Raw genomic sequence first — 19266 nt, forward strand, 5'->3', positions numbered from 1 at the left:
GACTGACGCACCGGGAACGGGGAGAGCGCGCCAGGCTTTTCGACAAGAGCAAAAACAGGCACGTTCCGAAGCATTAGTGCGGCCCTGCTTAAGGGCCTTGCTGGGCCAACTGCGCATGTTTACCGACCGCCGGATCGAGCGGCATCAATTGCCGTATTTTCTGAAAGTGTTCAACAGCGTCACCGACAAACCCATCGGCTTTCTGGGCAATGTGTCCGCCGACGGGCTGATGCTCATCAGCCAGTTGCCCATGATGGTGGGCGTCGACTTTGACCTGCGATTGAAAATCCCCGCCAGCGACGGTTGCCAGCAGGTCATTGACCTGACGGCGTGCTGTTTGTGGTGCCACGAAGACGAAACCCCCCACCATTACGACGCCGGGTTCAGCCTGCAACGGGCACCGCTGGAGTATGGGCAATTGGTGGAGGCGTTGACGCAGTACTTCAGTTTTCAGCCGATGCCTGCATCTGCCTGAAGTTCATTGGCGTTTTCACCATCGCCATCGCGGGCAAGCCCGCTCCCACAGTGTCTGGCGTCGTTCACAAAATGTGTGTTCGACGCCGATCCCTGTGGGAGCGGGCTTGCCCGCGATGACGTCAGCAAAGACGACTGATAGTTAAGCTTCGGTCACCTTGATCGCCTTCTCGTTATCCAGCGACCGCTCCACCAGCATCAACCCCAACTCACTCATCCGGTAAATCGCCATCGCCAGATGCCGCGGCTTGTCGTCCAGGCTGTCTGCCAGGTCGAGCAGCAACGTGCTGACCGTGGAAAAGGTTTCGTAGGTCTCGATGTTTAGCGCTTCGGGGTTGGCATCGGCGACGACGGTGAACATTTTCATGGCACGTTCCTGGGAAGAGCGAAGGGTATCGACGTCGGGTTTGAGGTAGTGGTCCAGCGCCTTGTCGGCGGCGGCGTGGAGCTTTCTTGAATCGAGGGTGGCGTAGGGGGAAACCGGGTCGGTTTCGGGGGGATTCGGTGGAAGGGGCAGGTGTAGCCTTCGACATGGGGTTAACTCCTTATTGGATCGCTGATAAGTAGCGATAGGAGAACCTTAATCGGGGTGACTCTCGCCCGAAGTCAGTCGGGGGCACCGCAGGTTGTAGGCAGAAGCAACTGATTATGTAGCCGTTGTACGGCTTCTTGTATATACGTGTAGGACCAGGGTGAATGCAGGCTTGGCCAATGGTCATGACCATTGGCCACAGCAAAGCGAGTCTCTCCACTCCGTCACTCTTCGCTTCGGGTAAAGGGACTATAAAGCGGGGATACCTATTCTCCTTTGAAGTCAGTTGACACAGAGAGAAGAGCCAACGAGATAAACTCTTGATTTTGATCCAGCGTTTCTAGTGCATCTCTTATGTGGCCAGCGACATCGCTCGCACCTTGCTTCTCAGCCCAGATAGTGAGCTCATCCATAGCCGCACCCAACGCTAGTTGGTTCTGGTTGATCTTGATTAGCACTGACGCGAATAGATAAAGTTGAGGCGCAACTACGCGATGCAGATGGCGTACCTTTTGATTCCCGACACCTGATTTTCACCGTCACGGAATCATAGAACTGAAGACGACCTTGTTCCTGCTGTTCGGAAAAGACATTACAACCCCCCTGACTTTTTCCACCCCAAATACCGCGTCACCAACTCGGCCCCCAACTCTGAGGGCCGGGCATCCACCACCGGCACTCCATGAGCACTCAACTGCTCGTGGAGTTGCGCCCGGTCATTCAAGTAATCCACCGTCCCGCAATAAGCCAGCGCTTCCGGCAAGGTTTGCACCGGCGCGTGCCGCAAACCGTCGAGCAAGTCCTCGCGCAGACTCGCCACCAGTACCCGATGCAGTTTGCTCAGGCGTTTGACGGCGGTAAGCAGTTCTTCGTCGTCTTCGTCGCGCAGGTTGGTGACCAGCACCACCAGCGCACGGCGTTTCTGTCGGGCCAGTAGCTGCGTGGCGGCAGCCTGGTAGTCGGCGGGGCGTTGGGTGCTGTCGAGGTCGTAGACGGTGTTGAGCAATACGTTGAGCTGGCCCGTGCCTTTGACCGGGGCGAGGTAATGCGCTCGATCACTGGCAAAGGTACTTAGGCCCACTGCATCGCCCTGGCGCAGGGCGATGTAGCTGAGCAACAGACAGGCATTGAGTGCGTGATCGAAATGGGCCAGTTCACCGTCCTGGCTGCGCATGCGCCGGCCACAATCAAGCATGAACACAATTTGCTGGTCGCGCTCGTCCTGATATTCCCGGGCGATTGGCGTGCGCTGGCGCGCGGTGGCTTTCCAGTCGATCTGCCGCAGGCTGTCGCCTTCGTGAAACTCGCGTAACTGATGAAATTCCAGACCCAGGCCCCGCCGTTGACGCTGACGCACGCCGAGTTGGCTGAGCCAGTTATCCACCGCCAGCAGTTCACCGCCGTAGAGACGGGCGAAGTCGGGGTAGACGCGGGTGCTGTCGGTCACGTTCAGCAGGCGTTTGTCTGACCATAAACCCAAGGGGCTCGGCAGGTTGATTTCGCAGTGTTCGAAGATGAAGTGGCCGCGCTTGAGGGGGCGTAGTCGATAGCCGACCTGGCTCTGCTGGCCGGGTTGCAGTTCCACCGAAAGCGGCAGGTTTTCGAAGCTGACGCCTTCCGGAACATGGTCGAAGATCTGCAGGTTCAGGGATTGAGCAAAGTCATGCTCGACCTCCAGCCGCACTTCGCTCCATCGACCGAGCGCCAGGCTGCCGGGCATCTGGCGCTGGAGGCGCGGCAAGGGCAAACGCTTGAGGCGAATGGCGTCGAGAATGGCCAGGGCCAGCAGCGCCAGCAGCAATCCCCAATTGATCGATAACAGGCTCGAGGGTACGTCGAATTCCAGTGCCCGCAACGCGCCCAGCACGATGCCGATGGCCAGCAGGATGGCGAGCCAGATCAGCAACAGGCGCGAGGGTTTCACAGACGCGGCGCCGGCACTTGATCGAGCAACTGCTTGAGTACCTGATCGACGTCCAGCCCTTCGATGTCGAACTCGGGGGCGATCCGTACACGATGGCGCAGCACTGCCAGGGCGCAACCTTTGATGTCATCCGGGATCACGAAGTCGCCGCCACGCAGCAGCGCGCGGGCGCGGGCGCAACGCACCAGGGCAATGGAGGCGCGTGGCCCGGCGCCGAGGGTCAGGCCTGGCCAGGTGCGGGTGGTGCGGGCCAGGCGCACGGCGTAATCGAGGACCTGATCGTCCAGCGGTAGATCGCTGGCGATGCGCTGCAAGGCCAGCACGTCCTTGGCTTGCAACACGGTGCGCAGCGGTTGTACGTCGAGCATGTCGGCGCGGGTCGAGCGGCTGACCTGGCGGACCATGTCCAGCTCTTGCTCGGCGTCGGGGTAGTCCATGCGCACCTTGAGCATGAAGCGGTCGAGCTCGGCTTCGGGCAGTGGATACGTGCCTTCCTGTTCGATCGGGTTTTGCGTGGCGAGCACCATGAACGGTTGCACGATGGGCAAGGCGCGNCCTTCAAGGGTGACTTGACGCTCCTGCATGGCTTCAAGCAGGGCGGCCTGAGTCTTGGCCGGGGCGCGGTTGATTTCGTCAGCCAGCAACAGGTGAGTGAACAGCGGCCCCTTGCGCAGTTTGAACTGCTCGGTGTTCAGGTCGTACACGGCGTGACCGGTGACATCGCTGGGCATCAGGTCCGGCGTGAACTGGATGCGTGCGAAATCGCCACCGAAACAACGGGCCAGCGCGCGCACCAGCAGCGTTTTACCNAAGCCCGGNACACCTTCGAGCAACACGTGGCCGCCAGCAATCAGTGCGGTGAGGACGTCGTCGATCACGCTGTTCTGGCCGATCACGGCTTTTTGCAACTCATTGCGCACGGCCTGGGCCAACTGACTGGCACGCTGGCGTTGCTGGGCGGCGTGAGTCGCGCTGCCGGGCTCGATCTGTTGACTCATAGCGTGTTCCTCAAGGTTTGAAGGTGGGCGACCTGACGGCTGAATTCAGCGCTGGACAGCCGCTGCTTCGGTCGCGGGCTCATGGCCTGGCTGATGGCGCGCGTGGGCTGGCCGGTCAGGCGCGCGAGCACCAGCCATTGCTCGGCAACGCCGAGTTGTTCAAAGCCGGGGTGTCGGTGGCGGACACGGCGCAGGATGTCTTGCTGCAAGGCTTGCAACAGGCTGTGCTGACCGCTGCGGCGCAGCATGAAATCGGCGCTGGCGCGCAAGTGTTCCTGAAGTTGCCGGCGACCTTTCGACGCCGGTTCCAGCAGCGGACCATGGCGCACTCCAACGTGCCAGAGCGCAAGACCGATCAGGGCGATGAGGGCGACCAACGCCTGAGGGAAGTTGCGCAGCAACAAGGTCAGCAGACTGTCGTGATCGGTGTTGAACAGCAAGGTCACGCTCGTGTCGGCGGTCAGGTACCAGAGCAGCCAGGCGTTGTCGTATTGGCCGATGGCCGGGGTTTTCCACAGGTCGGCGTCGGTGACCACAGTGATCGAACCGAGCCCGTGGTTGAGCTGCATCATGTGCGTAGCCTTGCCACTGTTGGCCCAGGCTTGCGCGAGGTTTTTCGGGTCTTCGAGATGGAACGCCGTATCGAAACTGGCGTAGGCCGGCGCGTTCTCGTCTTCCAGATACAGCTTGGTCAGTTTGGGGAACGGGTCGTCGAGGATGTCAGGCGGCGGCTCCTTGAGGTCTTTGCTCAGCGACTGATGCACCTGCACGCGATCGAGCAGCAGGTCATTGCTCTGGCCGGTCTTTTCATCCCACAGCGACTGGGCGACAAACAACAGGCGCCCGCCGGCCCGGGTCCAGTTCATCACTTGATCAATCTGGCGTGGCGTCATGTTGTAGCGGTCGCCGAGCAACAGCAGGCTGTGCTGACGCGGATCGAGGGTGGGCAGCACATCGAGGCTGTTGGCATGGCCGACGGTCAGGCCTTGTTTTCGCAGGAAATGCTCGGCGGCCAGATAGGGATTGGCCAGGGCTTCGGGTGAGGGGCCGTGATCGATTTCGGCCTGATAGGGCGTGGCCTTCAGGTACAGATAAACACTCAGCGCGCCCACCAGCACGGTGATGAACACACCGACCGAAAGCCACAAGCGCCGGCTCAACGGGCGGCTCCCGGGCCGAACAAGGTTCGCCAGCCGTCACAGAGTTCCTGTTGCAAATGCGCAGGTGGCAGGCGATGCCCGTAGGCCATGTTCTGCCAGTGCCCGGTCAAGGTTCTGCTGAAGGCGAGCAAGGCCGGTTGGTGCAGTTGCTCGACACGTTGCAGCACCTCGCCTTCGGTGTCGGCGGGTTTCAGTGCCATGTTGTGGTCGTGCAACAAATGGCTGAGCAGGGCGCGATAGAGCAATCCGAGGGCCGCGCGCGGGTTGGTTTGCCAGAGACTTTCGGCGCTGGCGGCAATGTCGGCGGGTAGGGTTTCGCGGCTCAGGTCCAGGCCGAATGCTTGCTGCGGTAACGGACGCGCGGCTCGTCGGTTCAACACCGGCCGACGGCTGACGAACGCTTGCAACCAGTCGCGGTAACGCCAGATCAGCACGCCGATGGCGCTCATTACGGCGGCCCAGAGCAGCACTTCAATCAGGTTGGCGATAAAGCCGAAACGCTGGCTGTCGAGCAGACCGGCCAATGCCTTCAGCCATTCAGGTGTTTTCCCGTCGTCTGGGGTTTTGGTGTCGGGTTTGTCTTCGCCAAACCGATAGCGGGTCACCGTTTCCTTGTTCTTGAACGGGGGCTGATCGAGGATTGTTTTGATGCTGTCTCGGGAGGCCTGGCTGGTCAGTGGTTGGTCCTGTAGGCGTGGGCTGTCCGGGGTAATGACCGGCTCGGTGGCCCAGACGTTTTGCGTGGTCGGCACCAGCATTATCGCCGCCAGCAGCAGAGTGACCGTCGTGGTGTTGAGGTGTTGGCGCAATCGGCGGAACACCAGTTCGATGTCCCAGGCTTCCAGCACCGTGCGCCGATTCAGATAAAGACTGAAACCACAGGCCACGTAGATCGGTTCCCAGACAATCAGCACCAGCACGTAAAAGAAATTGGTCAGGTGTTCCAGCCAGCGCCAGTCCTGGGTGGCCACGGCGATCAAGGTCTGCCAGCTCCAGTCGAGTTCAACCTGCTGTGGCAGGAACATATAGAACAGCACCATCAGGCCAATCCACAGCGCGCTTTCCAGGTGCACGCCTATGATCGTCAACCACTGCGCTGCACCGGCGTTGCGTTGCAGCAGCACCCGCAAGCGCTGTTGTCGTTCGTCACCGGCCAGGCCTTCAAGTTGCACCACCGGCATCAGAAAACTGCGGCTCAGGCTCAGTCGTCGCCAGGTCAGACTGGCCAACAGTTGTGGCTTGAGCAGGTTCGGCCATTGGCGCAGCGCCTGTTTCAAGGTGGGCGTTTCGCCGAACATGGCTTTGGACAGGATGTACAGCGGCAAGCGCTCGAACGCCGGTTTCAACCACCAGAAGATGAACACGGCGAGGGAGGGGGAATCCCATAGCCAAAAGCTGAGCAGCGCGAAGATCGGCAAGGTGATGATGGCCCAGCTGGTCATCAGCAACCGTCGATGGCGCTGGCTCAGCAGCACGCCCAGGTCCATGGCTTCCCAGGAGGTGCGTGGGCGGATGACGACCGTGGCGTCACTCAGGCGCATGGCGTGTCCGTCCGGCAAACAGCAAGTAAGTCGCCACCAACAACCACAGCACCGCGCCGACCAGGTATTTGGTCGTGGGTGCAGGCGCGGTCATCGATGACCAGTAGGCTTCGATAAACGCGGCAATCAGCAGAAACAGCATGACGCCGCAGATCAGCAATACGCTTTTGCGCGCTGCCAGTCGCAACGCTTCGGCGCGGGGCAGGCGTCCCGGCGCGATCAACGCCCAGCCCAGTTGCAGGCCGGCGGCACCGGCCAGGGCAATGGCGCTCAGTTCGAAGGCGCCGTGGCCGATCACGAACGACCAGAAGGTTTGCCCGAAGCCGATGTGCGTCAGGTGCCCGGCCACCGCACCGATCATCAAACCGTTGAACAACAGGAAAAATGCGCTGCCCAGACCAAACAGCAACCCGCTGGCAAAGGTCTGAAAGGCGATGCCGATGTTGTGCATGATGTAGTAACCGAACATCACCCAGTCTTCGCTGGCGGCGCGCTCCGCCGAGCGTCCCAAATGGCCGGCGACCGGGTCGTACATGCTTTGCATCTCACTGACCTGCTCGGCCGGGATCAGGTTGTAGACCAGGTCCGGGAACAGATACACCAGCAGCGCGAAGCCGATCAGGCTGCCAAAAAACATCAGGCCGGCGGCGAGCACAAAGCGCCATTGTTCGCGCACCAGCCGCGGAAATCCGGCAAGGATAAAGCTCAGAATGTTGGCGCCCAGTCGACTGCGATGTCGGTAAAGCTGTTGATGCCCGCGCAGCACTTGTTGCTGCAACGAGTCGATCAGGAAACTGCTGTAGCCGCGTTCCTGAGCCAGTGCCAGTTGTTGGCAGAGCCGTCGATAGTCTTTCGGGAAACTGGCGATACCGGACGCTTCCTTGCCGCGCTCCAGCTGTTCGAGCATCAGGGAAAACCGCGCCCACTCGGCCTTGTGGCGATTTTCGAAAAGACTTTGCTTCATGCGGGCCCCAACAAACCACGAGCGATGGCGTTAAGTTCCGCCACGGCGCGTGGCGCGGGAACCTGCAAGGGTTGGGCAAGGATGGACGCGAGTTCATGGCTGCGCGCCTCGGAAAGCTCGCCCTGGCGCTCGGCAAACCCGAGGACGGCGCGTTGCTCGGGTAGCGTCAGGGCAAAGGCCGGGCGGCGAGGCTGGGCGTCGGGCAGTTGCGGTCGGGTCAAGGGTTGTTCGCGGTAGATCACCAGCGTGCCGGCGGCCAGGTCACCGAGGCGTTTGAAATGGGGGTGTTGCAGGCAACTGATGGCGCCGAGGAAGTAGCCGAAAGGCAGCATGTCGACAAAACGCAGCAGGTTGCGAATGAGTGAGGCGGACCAGCCGATCGGGGTGCCGTCGTCGTGCACCACGCGCAAGCCCATCCATTGTTTGCCCGGCGAACGGCCTTGATTGAGTACCTCGAACAGCACCATGTACCACCAGCTGACCCCGAACAGCAGGATCGAGCCCAGCCCGGCGCCGAGTTTTCCCAGAAACGCCAACACGATAAACAGCACGCCGAGAATCAGCCCGCGCAACCCGAGGTCGATGGAGAAGGCCAGCGCACGAACCATCAACCCGGCCGGGCGCAGTGGCAAGTCGATGCCTTCGGGCGTTTCGACTTGATACCGCGTGTCCAGTGGCGGGGGCAGCGTCGCTTTCCTTGGCAGTGCTGTGGTCTCGAGCATGGGCAACCTTGATGTGGCCTGTTCGGGATTCGATGTCCGTCCGATGCTAGCAGCCTCTCGGGGGGAAACGACATAACTATGTAGTGCACGTTACCTAACAAGAGCTGATTGAATGACAAGTTACTGGCCGGGGCGGGATGTGAACGCCTAGACTTTGCCGATCTTCAGTTCAGGAACAGCCCGTGACCTCGATCTTCTGGTACGACTACGAAACCACCGGCATCAATCCCCGATGCGACCGACCGCTCCAGGTGGCGGGGATTCGCACCGACTTTGATCTCAATGAGATCGACGAGCCGGTCAACCTCTTCTGTCAGCCCAGCGACGACATCCTGCCGCATCCAGCCGCGTGCGCGATCACTGGCATTACGCCCGGCCAACTGGCCGAACACGGTTTGAGCGAAGCCGACTTCATGACCCGGGTGCACGCTCAACTGGCGGCGCCGGGTACGTGTGGCGCGGGTTACAACACGTTGCGCTTCGATGACGAGATGACCCGTTACAGCCTGTACCGAAACTTTTTTGACCCCTACGCCCGTGAGTGGCAGGGCGGCAACAGTCGCTGGGACTTGATCGATGTGGTCCGCACAGCCTACGCCTTGCGCCCCGATGGCCTCGTCTGGCCAACCGATGATGCAGGGCGGGTGACGCTTAAACTCGAACGGCTGACCGCCGCTAATGGCATTGACCACGGCAATGCCCACGAGGCGCTGTCGGACGTTCGCGCCACCATCGCCCTGGCTCGGCTTATTCGCGAGAAGCAGCCGAAGTTGTATGACTGGCTGTTCCAGTTGCGCGGCAAACAAAAGGTGATGGATCAGATTCGACTGTTACAACCGATGGTGCACATTTCCGGGCGATTCTCTGCCGCTCGCAGTTATGTCGGTGTGGTGCTGCCACTGGCCTGGCATCCGCGCAACAAAAACGCCCTGATTGTCTGCGACCTGCACCTGGATCCCCAGGGGTTGCTTGATCTGGACGCAGAAACCCTGCGTCAGCGGCTGTACACCCGCCGTGATGACCTGGCCGACGGAGAATTGCCGGTGCCGCTCAAGCTTATTCATATCAACAAGTGCCCGGTGGTGGCGCCGCTGTCGGTACTTCGGCCTGACGATCAGCAACGCCTGGGGCTGGACATGGCGCTTTATCAGGATCGCGTACTGCGGCTAAGTGACGCACAACAAGTTTGGCGGGATAAAGTGTTAGCGGTTTATGCCAGCGAAGATTTCACCTCGAGCCGGGACCCCGAACAACAGTTATACGATGGTTTTATCGGTGATCGGGATCGTCGTCTATGTGAGCAAGTCAGGGCCGCCGACCCTGCCCAATTATCACAACAGCAATGGCCTTTCGATGACGAACGTTTACCTGAATTATTGTTTCGTTATCGCGCACGCAACTTCCCCGATACGTTGAATTCCGAGGAGCAAGAGCGCTGGCGAATATTCTGTCAGCAACGTTTGTCGACCCCAGAGTGGGGGGCGCCCAATACGCTTGAAAGTTTCGTAGAAGCCGCAGCCCAATTGAGCGTTACTGCTACAACGTTTCAGCGAGAGGTACTGAATGAATGGCAGAATTATGTCGAGGGATTACGCAAACGTTTGAATCTTTGAAAACGAAAAATGCCCGGGCTGTATTCCGGGCATAAAAAAACGCCAGCATCAGCTGGCGTTATTTTTTGTCGCGGATAAGTCTTTGACAACCTATTGGGCTTAGCCCAGCAGGGTAGCCCAGCCTTCAACCACGTCACCGCCCCACTTGGCTTTCCACTCTTTCAGCGTCTTGTGGTTGCCACCTTTGGTTTCAATCACTTCGCCGTTGTGCGGGTTCTTGTATTGCTTGACCTTGCGAGCACGCTTGGTGCCGGTAGTTTTCACAGCGCCACNGCGNGGTGCTTTGATTTTCGATTCCGGATCCAGCAGCGCGATGATGTCACGCAGGGATTTGGAGTATTCACCCATCAGGGTGCGCAGTTTGCCTTCGAATTCCAGCTCGGTTTGCAGCTTGTCGTCTTGGGACAGGTTCTTCAAACGGGCTTGCAGCTCTTTGATAGCTTCTTCGGTGGCGCGGTATTCGTTGATCAGAGACATGAGGACTACCTTATGTTGGGCGCTGGATGGCAGGGTGACAGTGCCGCAATAATAGTCAGGGTGTTTCATCAAGTAAACATTTAACCGGTGTTTTATTTAAATTAGTTGCGGTGAATAGGGCATAAACTGAACGCAGAGTTAAAAGTGTGATGCAGTCATCACAGATATTCACAATTGAGCGCTTGAAGATTGACTACAAGAACACCATCGCGCGGGTGGTGAGGTGCTGCCGGAATCTGTTCCACTGACCCGCGTGCAGGTCAATGTGTCATCAATACTGCAGTTTTTCTGCGTAATCGCTAGAATGGCGACCTTTGCGAAGTTCTGGAGTTTTCCCCTAATGCGCACTTTTCGGCTGGTGATTGCTTGCCCGGACCGGGTTGGCATCGTTGCCAAAGTCAGTAACTTTCTGGCCTCCCACAACGGCTGGATCACCGAGGCGAGCCATCACTCGGACAATCTCAGCGGTTGGTTTTTCATGCGTCACGAGATTCGTGCCGATTCGCTGCCTTTCGGTATTGAAGCCTTTCGCGAAGCGTTTGCACCCATTGCCGAAGAGTTCTCGATGAACTGGCGCATTACCGATACCGCGCAGAAAAAGCGCGTTGTGTTGATGGCCAGCCGTGAATCCCACTGTCTGGCTGACTTGCTGCACCGCTGGCACAGCGATGAGCTGGACTGTGAGATTGCCTGTGTGATTTCCAACCATGACGACCTGCGCAGCATGGTCGAATGGCATGGCATCCCGTATTACCACGTGCCGGTCAACCCACAGGATAAAGAGCCGGCGTTCGCCGAGGTCTCCCGCCTGGTCAAGCAGCACGATGCCGAAGTGGTGGTACTTGCCCGTTACATGCAAATCCTGCCGCCCGCGTTGTGCAGGGAATATGCACACAAGGTCATCAACATTCACCACAGCTTCCTGCCGTCGTTCGTCGGTGCCAAGCCGTATCACCAGGCCTCCATGCGTGGCGTGAAGTTGATCGGCGCGACCTGCCACTACGTCACCGAGGAGCTGGACGCTGGCCCGATCATCGAGCAGGACGTAGTACGCGTCAGCCACAGCGACAGCATCGAAGACATGGTGCGTTTCGGCCGTGACGTCGAGAANATGGTGCTGGCCCGCGGTCTGCGTTATCACCTGGAAGACCGGGTGCTGGTGCATGGCAACAAGACCGTGGTGTTCTGATAGCCACACACAGCGGTTGAAATTCGAAGGGCCTGGGCGTTCAATCGCTTCAGGCCCTTCGCCGTTTCTGCACTGAGGACATGACCATGGCCGACCCACTCGACAAAGCCACTTCCAAGGCCCCCGCCACGTTGGGGGAGGGCTGTTTGAGTCGTTACGACCCGGATGAGATGAGCCCTGAAGACGGCACGGAGTTTCCCGGTGCCGCCGAGTTGTGGGAGCAGTTGCAGCAGCAACCCGAAGACAAGCCTAAGCCTGCTTGAACTTCATCAACTTTTTGAGCAGCGGCCGCCCCAGCATCAACAAAAACACCGGGCCACCCACCACCAGGTAGAAGTAATACGTCACCGCCCGCCAGATCAGAATCGCCGCCGCCGCGGTGGATTTCCCCACCATGGGCGCCAACAGCGCCGCCGAGGTCAACTCTGCCGCCCCGGCACCGCCCGGCAGCAGGCTGAATTGCCCTGCACTCAGTGAAAGCATCTGGATCAGAAAGCACCAGGCCCACTGCAAGTCTGCCCCGAGCCCGCGCACCGCCAGATACAGCACGCTATACCGCAGGAGCCAATGCACGCAGGTCAGGGCAAACACCTTGATCAACGTCAGAACGGGCAACTTCAGCGTGTCAGTGAACGCCGCCAGGAAATGCAGGAGCTTGCGTGCCCAGCGCAGGCGCGTGGTGCCTTTGACGTTGAGGCGCACGAGCAACCGCCCGCTCAGGCGAATCAGCAATCGATGGTAGCGCGCCACCACCACGCAGCTGAGCAACCCGCCAAACATCGAGACGGCGCTGACGATCAGCAACCATTCCAAGCGTTCGCTGAGGTGCTGGAACAACGCATAAATCAGAATCCCGCTCAGCGCGCAGAGGAAAAACAGCAGATCGCTGAGTTGGTCCATGGCGAACACTGCGCTGCCCCTTGCCGGGCGCACGCCATTGCGCGCGAGTAGCGCCATGATCGTCAGCGGTCCGCCACTCCCGCCGGGCGTGGCGCAGTAGGCGAACTCGGCGGCCATCACCACTCCGAGGCTTTTCACTCGGCCCACCTTGTCGCATTGGTCGCCCAACAACAGGCGCAAGCGCAGGGTGTTCACCACCCAGCACAGCAAGATCATGCCGAACATGATCAGCAATTCATTCAACGGGAAATTTTGCAGGCGCGACCACGTCTCGTTGCCACCCAGCAGCAACGGAATCAGCACCGCGGCGAGCAGGGCGATAAACAGCAGAATGCCCCGGCTCATGCGGCGCGACCGAGACGATCACTGTGCAAAGAGAGCCACTGGGCCTTGGTCAACGGCACTCGTCCCTCATCGAGCAAGCGCTTGAGGGTGTGCAGCCAGTAACTACGCGAAAATCCATGGCGCATGTCCACCGGATGCAGGCCAAGGCGAATCACCGGTGCTTGCCGCCAGCGCTGTTCACGCTGATCGCTGACGAGTTTCGACAGGCCACGGCGCCAGGCACTGCGGGCACTCCAGACCAGTCCCGGCGCATCGATGGAAGTGAACTCCGGCAGCCGATAGAAATGCTGGCGATCGCTGGTGTAGCTCAGCGGTAACTGGCGTAACGCCTGCCGAGTGCCTTCGCTCATCAGCCAGGCTGGGGCGACGAAGCCTTCCAGCGGCCAGTGATAACGATGGAAGACCTCGATTCCGGCGCGCAGGCGGGCGAGCGCGGCGGTTTGCGACAAGCTGTAAAACTCGCCTTCGTGGGTATAGATCCGGCGCATGAACCAGTCTCTGGGATTGCTGGGAGGAGGGCCTTCGTCGCAATGAAAGTAGCCGTGCAATGCCAGTTCGTCACCTCGGGCGACGCGGCTGGTCAGCCACCGACGAAATCCCGGATGCTCGTCCAGGTCGTTGTGCTTGTGGAAGTTCGGCACCACCAGCCAGGTCATCGGCACATCGCCCAAGGCATCGACGGCGTCGACAAAAGGCTGGTAATCGGCCCAAGTCTGCGGCGCAACGTCATGCAGCACGAGTAACAGGCTGGGCAGGTTCATGGGTTCAACCATTGGCGGTCAGCGGCCATTGGCTGCCGAGCACCGCGTGATAGTGCCCCAGCAGGCTGTTGACCACGGCGTCCCAGGCGTAATGCTGTTCAACATGGCTGCGGGCGCGCTTGCCCAGGGTGGCGCTGCCCTGACTGAACAACTCGCGCACCGCGTTGGCCATCGCCAGGGGATTGTTCGGCGCGCAGAGCACACCGCATTGATCGGTGACGATTTCCTCGAAGGCCCCGGCTGCCACCGCCACGACCGGAATGCCGCTGGCCATGGCCTCGAGGATCACCAGGCCGAAAGTTTCCTGATCACCGGCATGCAGCAGTGCGTCGGCGCTGGCCATCAAGCGCGCGACTTGCGTGGCCGGGCAGAACTCATCGACGACAGTCACGTTGTCCGGCACCACAGCGGGCATGGAGGAACCGACTAGCAACAAATGATAACGAGGCCCCAGACGCTTCATGCAACCGAGCAGGACCGGCAGGTTCTTTTCCTTGGAGCCACGGCCGGCGAAGATCAGCAGATGGGTGTTCTCATCAATGCCTAATTCGGCCCGCAGGCCGTCGTCCCTTGCTTCGGGATTGAATGTTTGCAGGTCGACGCCCAACGGCTGCACGAACACATTCTTCACCCCAAGACCGATCAACTTGTCGGCCATGACCTGACTCGGCGCCAGTACCCGGTCGAAGTTGCCATACAGCTTGCTGACATAGGCCTCGACATTCGGGGTCACCCAATTGCCCATTCGATTGCTGACCAGCAGCGGCAGGTCCGAATGATAAAACCCGATCACCGGCACATCCAGTTGCCGGCGCGCATCCAAAGCCGCCCAAGCGGTAAGGTAAGGGTCGCCGACTTCGATCAGGTCAGGCTGCAAATCCTGCAGGACATTTCGCCATGGCGCCAGGCGGAGGGGGAAACGATAACCCTTGCCGAAGGGCAGGGCCGGGGCTGGAACTGAGTAGACGCCGTCCTGCTCACTCAAGTGTGCCCCTGGAATCAGCAAACTGTGGCGAATGCCTGGCTTGATGCTCAGGCGACGGTGCTTGGCATCCAGATACGTGCGCACGCCACCGCTGGCCGGGGCGTAGAACATGGTTATGTCCGCGATATGCACAGTGAGCATCCCTCCGGTCCGTTGTTCTCCCTTGGTTGACCTTTATGAAGGATAGATGTTCGGTTGGGGTTTTGTGGCGGGGGGATCAGCGAGGTTTTTGCGGTGTGTTACAGACCGCCTTCGTGGGCAAGCCCGCTCCCACAGGTTCACACTAAACCCTGTGGGAGCGGGCTTGCCCGCGAAGAGGCCAGTTCAGACGCTAGATTCGGAAACTACCTACCAACTGCTTCAGACGCGCCGCCTGCTGCTCCAGGTCCGAACACGCCCGCAACGTCGACTGCAGGTTCTCCACGCCTTCCTGATTCAGCGTGTTGATCTCGGTAATGTCGACATTGATCGACTCCACCACCGCCGTCTGTTCCTCGGTCGCCGTCGCCACCGACTGGTTCATCCCGTCAATCTCACCAATACGCAGCGTCACGCTGTTCAAGCGCTCGCCCGCCAAGTTGGCGATTTCCACGCTGTCCTGACTGTGGCGCTGACTGTCGCTCATGGTGCTGACGGATTCGCGGGCGCCGACTTGCAGCTCCTCGATCATGGTCTGCACCTGTTGCGCCGATTCCTGCGTGCGGTGCGCCAGGTTGCGTACTTCGTCAGCCACCACGGCAAAACCACGCCCGGCTTCACCGGCGCGTGCCGCTTCGATGGCTGCGTTGAGCGCCAGCAGGTTGGTTTGCTGGGAGATGCTGGTAATGACTTCCAGAATTTGCCCGATGTTCACGGTTTTGCTGTTCAGCGACTCGATGTTGGTGCTCGAAGCGCTGAGCATGCTCGACAGCTGATTCATCGCTTTGATGCTGCGATCGACCACTTGTTGGCCGTCTTCGGCGAGGCTGCGGGCATCGCTGGCCTGACTGGAAGCCTGAGCGGCGTTGCGGGCGATTTCCTGAGCGGCGGCGCCGAGCTGGTTGATCGCGGCGGCCACGCTGCTGGTACGGGAAGCTTGCTGGTCAGANTTGACCATGGACGAGTTGGACGCACTGACCACGCGCAGGGCGACTTCGTTGACCTGCTCGGTGGCCGAGGACACTTCGCGAATGGAGGTATGAATCCGTTCCACGAAGCGGTTGAACGCCGTGCCGAGAACGCCGAATTCATCGTTGTTGACGATGGTCAGGCGTTTGGTCAGGTCGCCTTCACCGTCAGCGATGTCTTCCATGGCGCGGGTCATGACGTGCAGCGGCTGGATCAGGATGCGGATCAACATACCCAGTAGGGCGATGATGATCGCCACGGCAATGATCGTCGCGACGACCGCCGAAGCGCGGAATTCGCTGAGCATCGAGAAGGCTTTGTCTTTGTCGACCGACAGGCCGATGTACCAGTTGACCGACGGCAGGCCTTTGATCGGTGTGAAGGTGACGATGCGGGTCTTGCCGTCGACTTCCACTTCACTGAAGTCGCTGCTGATGCGCGGAGTACTTTTCGGGAATGCCTCGCTCAGGGACTTCATCACCAGGGCTTTGTCCGGGTGCACCAGGATCTTGCCGTCGGCGCTGACCAGAAAGGCATAGCCCATGCCGTCGAAGTCGCGGGCGCTGAGGGTATCGATCAGGGTTTGCAGGCTCAAGTCGCCGCCCACCACGCCCACGCTTTGCCCGGCCTTTTTCGAGGCGGTGGCGATGGAGATGATGGTCTGGCCGGTGGCCGCATCGATATAAGGTTCAGTCAGGGTTGCCGTGCTGCTGCTTTCGGCGCCTTTGTACCAAGGACGCACCCGCGGATCGAAGCCAGCGGGCATTTTTGCGTCGGGGCGAATCGTGAAACTGCCGGTGGCATCGCCCAGATAGGATGCCATGAAGGTCGACGTCAGGGCTTTCTGCTCAAGCAGGCTGGCGACGTTGGACTGTTCCGGATTGACAGCGATGTTTTGAGCGAGGTTGTCGATCAGCAGGATACGGCCGGCCAGCCAGGTCTGGATGTTGCTGGCGGTGACGTCTCCCATCTCGTTGAGGTAGTTGTCCAGGTCTTCGCGAATGGCGTTGCGTTGCAGATAGTCGTTGTACAGTGTGAACGAGGCGAAGGCGGCAACAACGATGAGGGCGGCGGCAAGCAAAATTTTATGGCTGAAGCGCAGGTTTTTGTTCATGGCTTGGGGTTCCGCTAAGGTCTTAATGTCCTGAGCGTGCTTTTATAAAGGCACGCTGAATGGGCAATGTTGAAAAAAAGCTGATATTTCCATCCTCTCCTTAGGGAATTACCGACGCTATTTTCGGATTAGTCTCACAACCATTTTTATCGGCCGTGCAGGATCAAAGATTAACCATGGGTGACAAAATGCCTGACTCATCGCAACTCGTTATCGGCGCTGACCTTGCCGGCCAGCCTATCTCTCAGGCCATGCGCCTGGCGAACCGTCACGGCCTGGTCGCTGGCGCTACCGGGACCGGTAAAACCGTCACGTTGCAGCGTCTGGCCGAAGCCTTCAGCGACGCTGGCGTGGCGGTGTTCGCCGCGGATATCAAGGGCGACCTGTGTGGTCTGGGGGCAGCNGGCAACCCTCAAGGCAAAATCGCCGAGCGGATCGCCGGGATGCCGTGGCTGAATCACAAGCCTGCGGCCTATCCGGTCACCCTGTGGGATATTAACGGTCAGTCCGGTCATCCATTGCGCACGACCTTGAGCGAAATGGGGCCGTTGTTGATAGGCAGCCTGCTGGAGTTGACCGACAGCCAGCAGTCGGCGCTGTATGCCGCGTTCAAGGTGGCGGACCGCGAAGGGCTGTTGCTGCTGGACCTAAAGGATCTGAAGGCGCTGCTCAATCACCTGCGTGACAACCCTGAGTTGCTGGGGGACGACGCGGCGTTGATGACCACCGGTTCCAGTCAGGCGCTGTTGCGACGACTGGCGACCCTGGAGCAACAAGGTGCCGAAGCGCTGTTCGGCGAACCGGCGCTGCAACTCGAAGACATTCTGCAACCGACGGCTGACGGCCGTGGACGCATCCATCTGCTGGATGCCAGTCGTCTGGTCCACGAAGCGCCGAAGGTGTATGCGACATTCTTGCTGTGGTTGCTGGCCGAGTTGTTCGAGCAACTGCCGGAGCGTGGCGATTCGGACAAACCGCTGCTGGCGTTGTTTTTCGACGAGGCGCATTTGTTGTTTGCCGATACACCCAAGGCGTTGCAGGATCGCCTGGAGCAAGTGGTGCGTTTGATCCGGTCCAAAGGGGTAGGTGTGTATTTCGTCACNCAATCGCCGGGTGACTTGCCGGATGACGTGCTGGCTCAGCTCGGCCTGCGTATCCAGCACGGTTTGCGTGCCTTCACCGCCAAGGAGCAGAAGTCCCTGCGTGCGGTGGCGGAAGGCTTCCGACCGAACCCGGCGTTTGATGCCTTATCGGTGTTGACTGAGCTGGGGATTGGCGAGGCGCTGGTCGGCACCTTGCAAGACAAGGGCACGCCGGAGATGGTCCAGCGTGTCTTGGTCGCACCGCCGCAATCGCGGATCGGGCCGTTGACCGAAACCGAGCGCACGATGCTGATCGCCGGGTCGCCGTTCAAGGGGCGGTATGACAAGCCGGTTGATCGGGAATCGGCGTATGAAATATTGATGGGGCGCAAAGGGTTGGCGCCGGAGACTGACGCTGCTCCCGGCAAACCGGCCGCCGAAGAACCGAGTTTCACCGACAAGGCTGGAGAGTTCCTCGGCACGGCGGCGGGGCAGGCGCTGAAATCGGCAATGCGCCAGGCAGCCAATCAATTGGGCCGACAACTGGTACGCGGACTGATGGGCTCGCTACTGGGCGGCAGCAAACGCCGATAGCCAGCGGACACAATCAAACTGTGGGAGCGGGCTTGCTCGCTCCCACAGGGGGTCTATGTCATTCCTTGGGTTTGGCGTGCGCCGCAAGGCGTTCCAGCGCCGCTCGCAGATTCGGATCACTGATGCCATCGGCCGTGGCCTGTATGGTCGCGCCCGCATCCGTCGACAAACTGATGGTATGCCCCGCCGCCCCTTGCTGAACGGTGGGGGGCTGCACTTTGAACAGAATCCGCGTCAGGCTGGCGAATTCGTCGAACATCTGTAACTGGCGTTGCAGACGTTTTTGTTGATAACGCAGGCGGGTGGCCCAATGACCGTCAGTCACNATTAACAGCAAATTACCCTCGCGCCAGGACGCCACATGGCAATGCTCGCGGGCGGCAGGTTGCAGCTGGCTTTCTACCAGGCGTTGCAAATGGCCCAAGCGTTGCGCGTGGCCGAAGATGGCTTTCAACGGCTTGGCTTCGCGAAGCAACACGCTGGGAGCGCGGGCTGTAAGAGGGCGAAATGCCATGATCAGACACCTGAAGTAACAGAGCCGCCATGGTAGCAGAAAGCACCACGTGCACCTGACCCATTGCTTTGCGAGCGCTTTACCCATTAAATCAACAAGTAACTTCTGCCGCGAATGGCTTGAAGTTCAGCAAAAAGCCCTTATTTTAAGTGAGCCCCGTTACAGCGCAGTGCATGCATCGTGGAATAACGCCACTTTCCTCACCATCGTTTCCGGGTAGAATGCTCGTTCGCATGCGGCCGTGAGGGCTGCTCGGGCCACTCACGGTGC

At 59.9% G+C, this 19266-nt stretch carries 19 protein-coding genes and 1 pseudogene; 5 read left to right on the forward strand and 15 right to left on the reverse strand.

All coding sequences use genetic code 11. The features are described 5' to 3' along the window. Positions 1–115: 115 nt before the first annotated feature. Complete coding sequence (locus B7L09_RS24290) at positions 116–475, forward strand: PilZ domain-containing protein (RefSeq protein ID WP_094470980.1); 360 nt, start codon at positions 116–118, stop codon at positions 473–475. A 141-nt stretch (positions 476–616) separates the two neighbouring features. Here B7L09_RS24290 and B7L09_RS24295 read toward each other — a convergent pair whose 3' ends face one another. The 8 genes from B7L09_RS24295 to B7L09_RS24330 form a co-directional block, all read right to left on the reverse strand. Then, positions 617–991 carry a DUF6124 family protein gene (locus B7L09_RS24295; protein ID WP_094470963.1) on the reverse strand — a complete coding sequence of 125 codons (375 nt, stop codon included), beginning with the start codon at positions 989–991 and terminating at the stop codon, positions 617–619. 281 nt (positions 992–1272) lie between these two features. Further along, positions 1273–1506, reverse strand: coding sequence for a hypothetical protein (locus tag B7L09_RS32480; RefSeq protein WP_094470964.1), 234 nt, complete (start codon positions 1504–1506; stop codon positions 1273–1275). A 92-nt stretch (positions 1507–1598) separates the two neighbouring features. Beyond that, positions 1599–2930: a DUF58 domain-containing protein gene (locus B7L09_RS24305; protein ID WP_094470965.1), complete on the reverse strand. Its 1332-nt coding sequence runs from the start codon at positions 2928–2930 to the stop codon at positions 1599–1601. Beyond that, positions 2927–3928: an AAA family ATPase gene (locus B7L09_RS24310; RefSeq protein ID WP_094470966.1), complete on the reverse strand. Its 1002-nt coding sequence runs from the start codon at positions 3926–3928 to the stop codon at positions 2927–2929. Before B7L09_RS24310 ends, B7L09_RS24305 begins: the two co-directional genes overlap by 4 nt. After that, positions 3925–5088, reverse strand: a complete 1164-nt coding sequence (locus tag B7L09_RS24315; protein WP_094470967.1) for a DUF4350 domain-containing protein — start codon at positions 5086–5088, stop codon at positions 3925–3927. The genes B7L09_RS24310 and B7L09_RS24315 overlap by 4 nt, the downstream gene beginning before the upstream one ends. Beyond that, positions 5085–6629, reverse strand: a complete 1545-nt coding sequence (locus B7L09_RS24320; protein WP_094470968.1) for a DUF4129 domain-containing protein — start codon at positions 6627–6629, stop codon at positions 5085–5087. The genes B7L09_RS24315 and B7L09_RS24320 overlap by 4 nt, the downstream gene beginning before the upstream one ends. Beyond that, positions 6616–7593, reverse strand: a complete 978-nt coding sequence (locus tag B7L09_RS24325; protein ID WP_094470969.1) for a stage II sporulation protein M — start codon at positions 7591–7593, stop codon at positions 6616–6618. The genes B7L09_RS24320 and B7L09_RS24325 overlap by 14 nt, the downstream gene beginning before the upstream one ends. Next, a complete protein-coding gene (locus B7L09_RS24330) occupies positions 7590–8315 on the reverse strand; it encodes an RDD family protein (RefSeq protein ID WP_094470970.1) in 726 nt (241 codons plus the stop codon). The genes B7L09_RS24325 and B7L09_RS24330 overlap by 4 nt, the downstream gene beginning before the upstream one ends. A 182-nt stretch (positions 8316–8497) precedes the next feature. On the opposite strand from B7L09_RS24330, the gene sbcB reads away from it, so the two are divergent. Then, positions 8498–9928 (forward strand): exodeoxyribonuclease I, encoded by a 1431-nt coding sequence (gene sbcB, locus B7L09_RS24335; protein WP_094470971.1) that lies wholly within the window; start codon positions 8498–8500, stop codon positions 9926–9928. Positions 9929–10027: 99 nt separating this feature from the next. On the opposite strand, the gene mvaT is transcribed toward sbcB, so the two are convergent. Next, positions 10028–10405 carry a histone-like nucleoid-structuring protein MvaT gene (gene mvaT / locus B7L09_RS24340; protein ID WP_094470972.1) on the reverse strand — a complete coding sequence of 126 codons (378 nt, stop codon included), beginning with the start codon at positions 10403–10405 and terminating at the stop codon, positions 10028–10030. A 340-nt stretch (positions 10406–10745) separates the two neighbouring features. Between mvaT and purU the strand changes: the two genes are divergently transcribed. After that, a complete protein-coding gene (gene purU, locus B7L09_RS24350; protein WP_094470974.1) occupies positions 10746–11594 on the forward strand; it encodes a formyltetrahydrofolate deformylase in 849 nt (282 codons plus the stop codon). 86 nt (positions 11595–11680) lie between these two features. Beyond that, positions 11681–11857 (forward strand): hypothetical protein, encoded by a 177-nt coding sequence (locus B7L09_RS32050; RefSeq protein ID WP_010457533.1) that lies wholly within the window; start codon positions 11681–11683, stop codon positions 11855–11857. Here B7L09_RS32050 and gpgF read toward each other — a convergent pair. The 5 genes and pseudogenes from gpgF to B7L09_RS32915 form a co-directional block, all read right to left on the reverse strand. Further along, a complete protein-coding gene (gene gpgF / locus B7L09_RS24355; protein ID WP_094470975.1) occupies positions 11844–12839 on the reverse strand; it encodes a glucosaminyl phosphatidylglycerol flippase in 996 nt (331 codons plus the stop codon). The genes B7L09_RS32050 and gpgF overlap by 14 nt on opposite strands. Beyond that, positions 12836–13612 (reverse strand): N-acetylglucosaminyl phosphatidylglycerol deacetylase, encoded by a 777-nt coding sequence (gene gpgD / locus B7L09_RS24360; protein WP_094470976.1) that lies wholly within the window; start codon positions 13610–13612, stop codon positions 12836–12838. The genes gpgF and gpgD overlap by 4 nt, the downstream gene beginning before the upstream one ends. Further along, positions 13605–14726 (reverse strand): N-acetylglucosaminyl phosphatidylglycerol synthase, encoded by a 1122-nt coding sequence (gpgS, locus tag B7L09_RS24365; RefSeq protein ID WP_094470977.1) that lies wholly within the window; start codon positions 14724–14726, stop codon positions 13605–13607. The genes gpgD and gpgS overlap by 8 nt, the downstream gene beginning before the upstream one ends. 190 nt (positions 14727–14916) lie before the next feature. After that, positions 14917–15681: a methyl-accepting chemotaxis protein gene (locus tag B7L09_RS32910; protein WP_438269346.1), complete on the reverse strand. Its 765-nt coding sequence runs from the start codon at positions 15679–15681 to the stop codon at positions 14917–14919. Positions 15682–15774: 93 nt separating this feature from the next. After that, positions 15775–16806: pseudogene (locus B7L09_RS32915) on the reverse strand (HAMP domain-containing protein); the annotation flags it as partial. 188 nt (positions 16807–16994) lie between these two features. Between B7L09_RS32915 and B7L09_RS24375 the strand changes: the two are divergent. Further along, on the forward strand, positions 16995–18482 hold the full coding sequence (locus B7L09_RS24375) for a helicase HerA-like domain-containing protein (protein ID WP_094470981.1): 1488 nt from the start codon (positions 16995–16997) through the stop codon (positions 18480–18482). 58 nt (positions 18483–18540) lie between these two features. Here B7L09_RS24375 and B7L09_RS24380 read toward each other — a convergent pair whose 3' ends face one another. Continuing rightward, complete coding sequence (locus tag B7L09_RS24380; RefSeq protein ID WP_094470979.1) at positions 18541–18996, reverse strand: DUF721 domain-containing protein; 456 nt, start codon at positions 18994–18996, stop codon at positions 18541–18543. Positions 18997–19266 lie beyond the last annotated feature (270 nt).

The organism is Pseudomonas mandelii (assembly GCF_002251635.1).
GTDB classification, from domain to species: Bacteria; Pseudomonadota; Gammaproteobacteria; order Pseudomonadales; family Pseudomonadaceae; genus Aquipseudomonas; species Aquipseudomonas mandelii_B.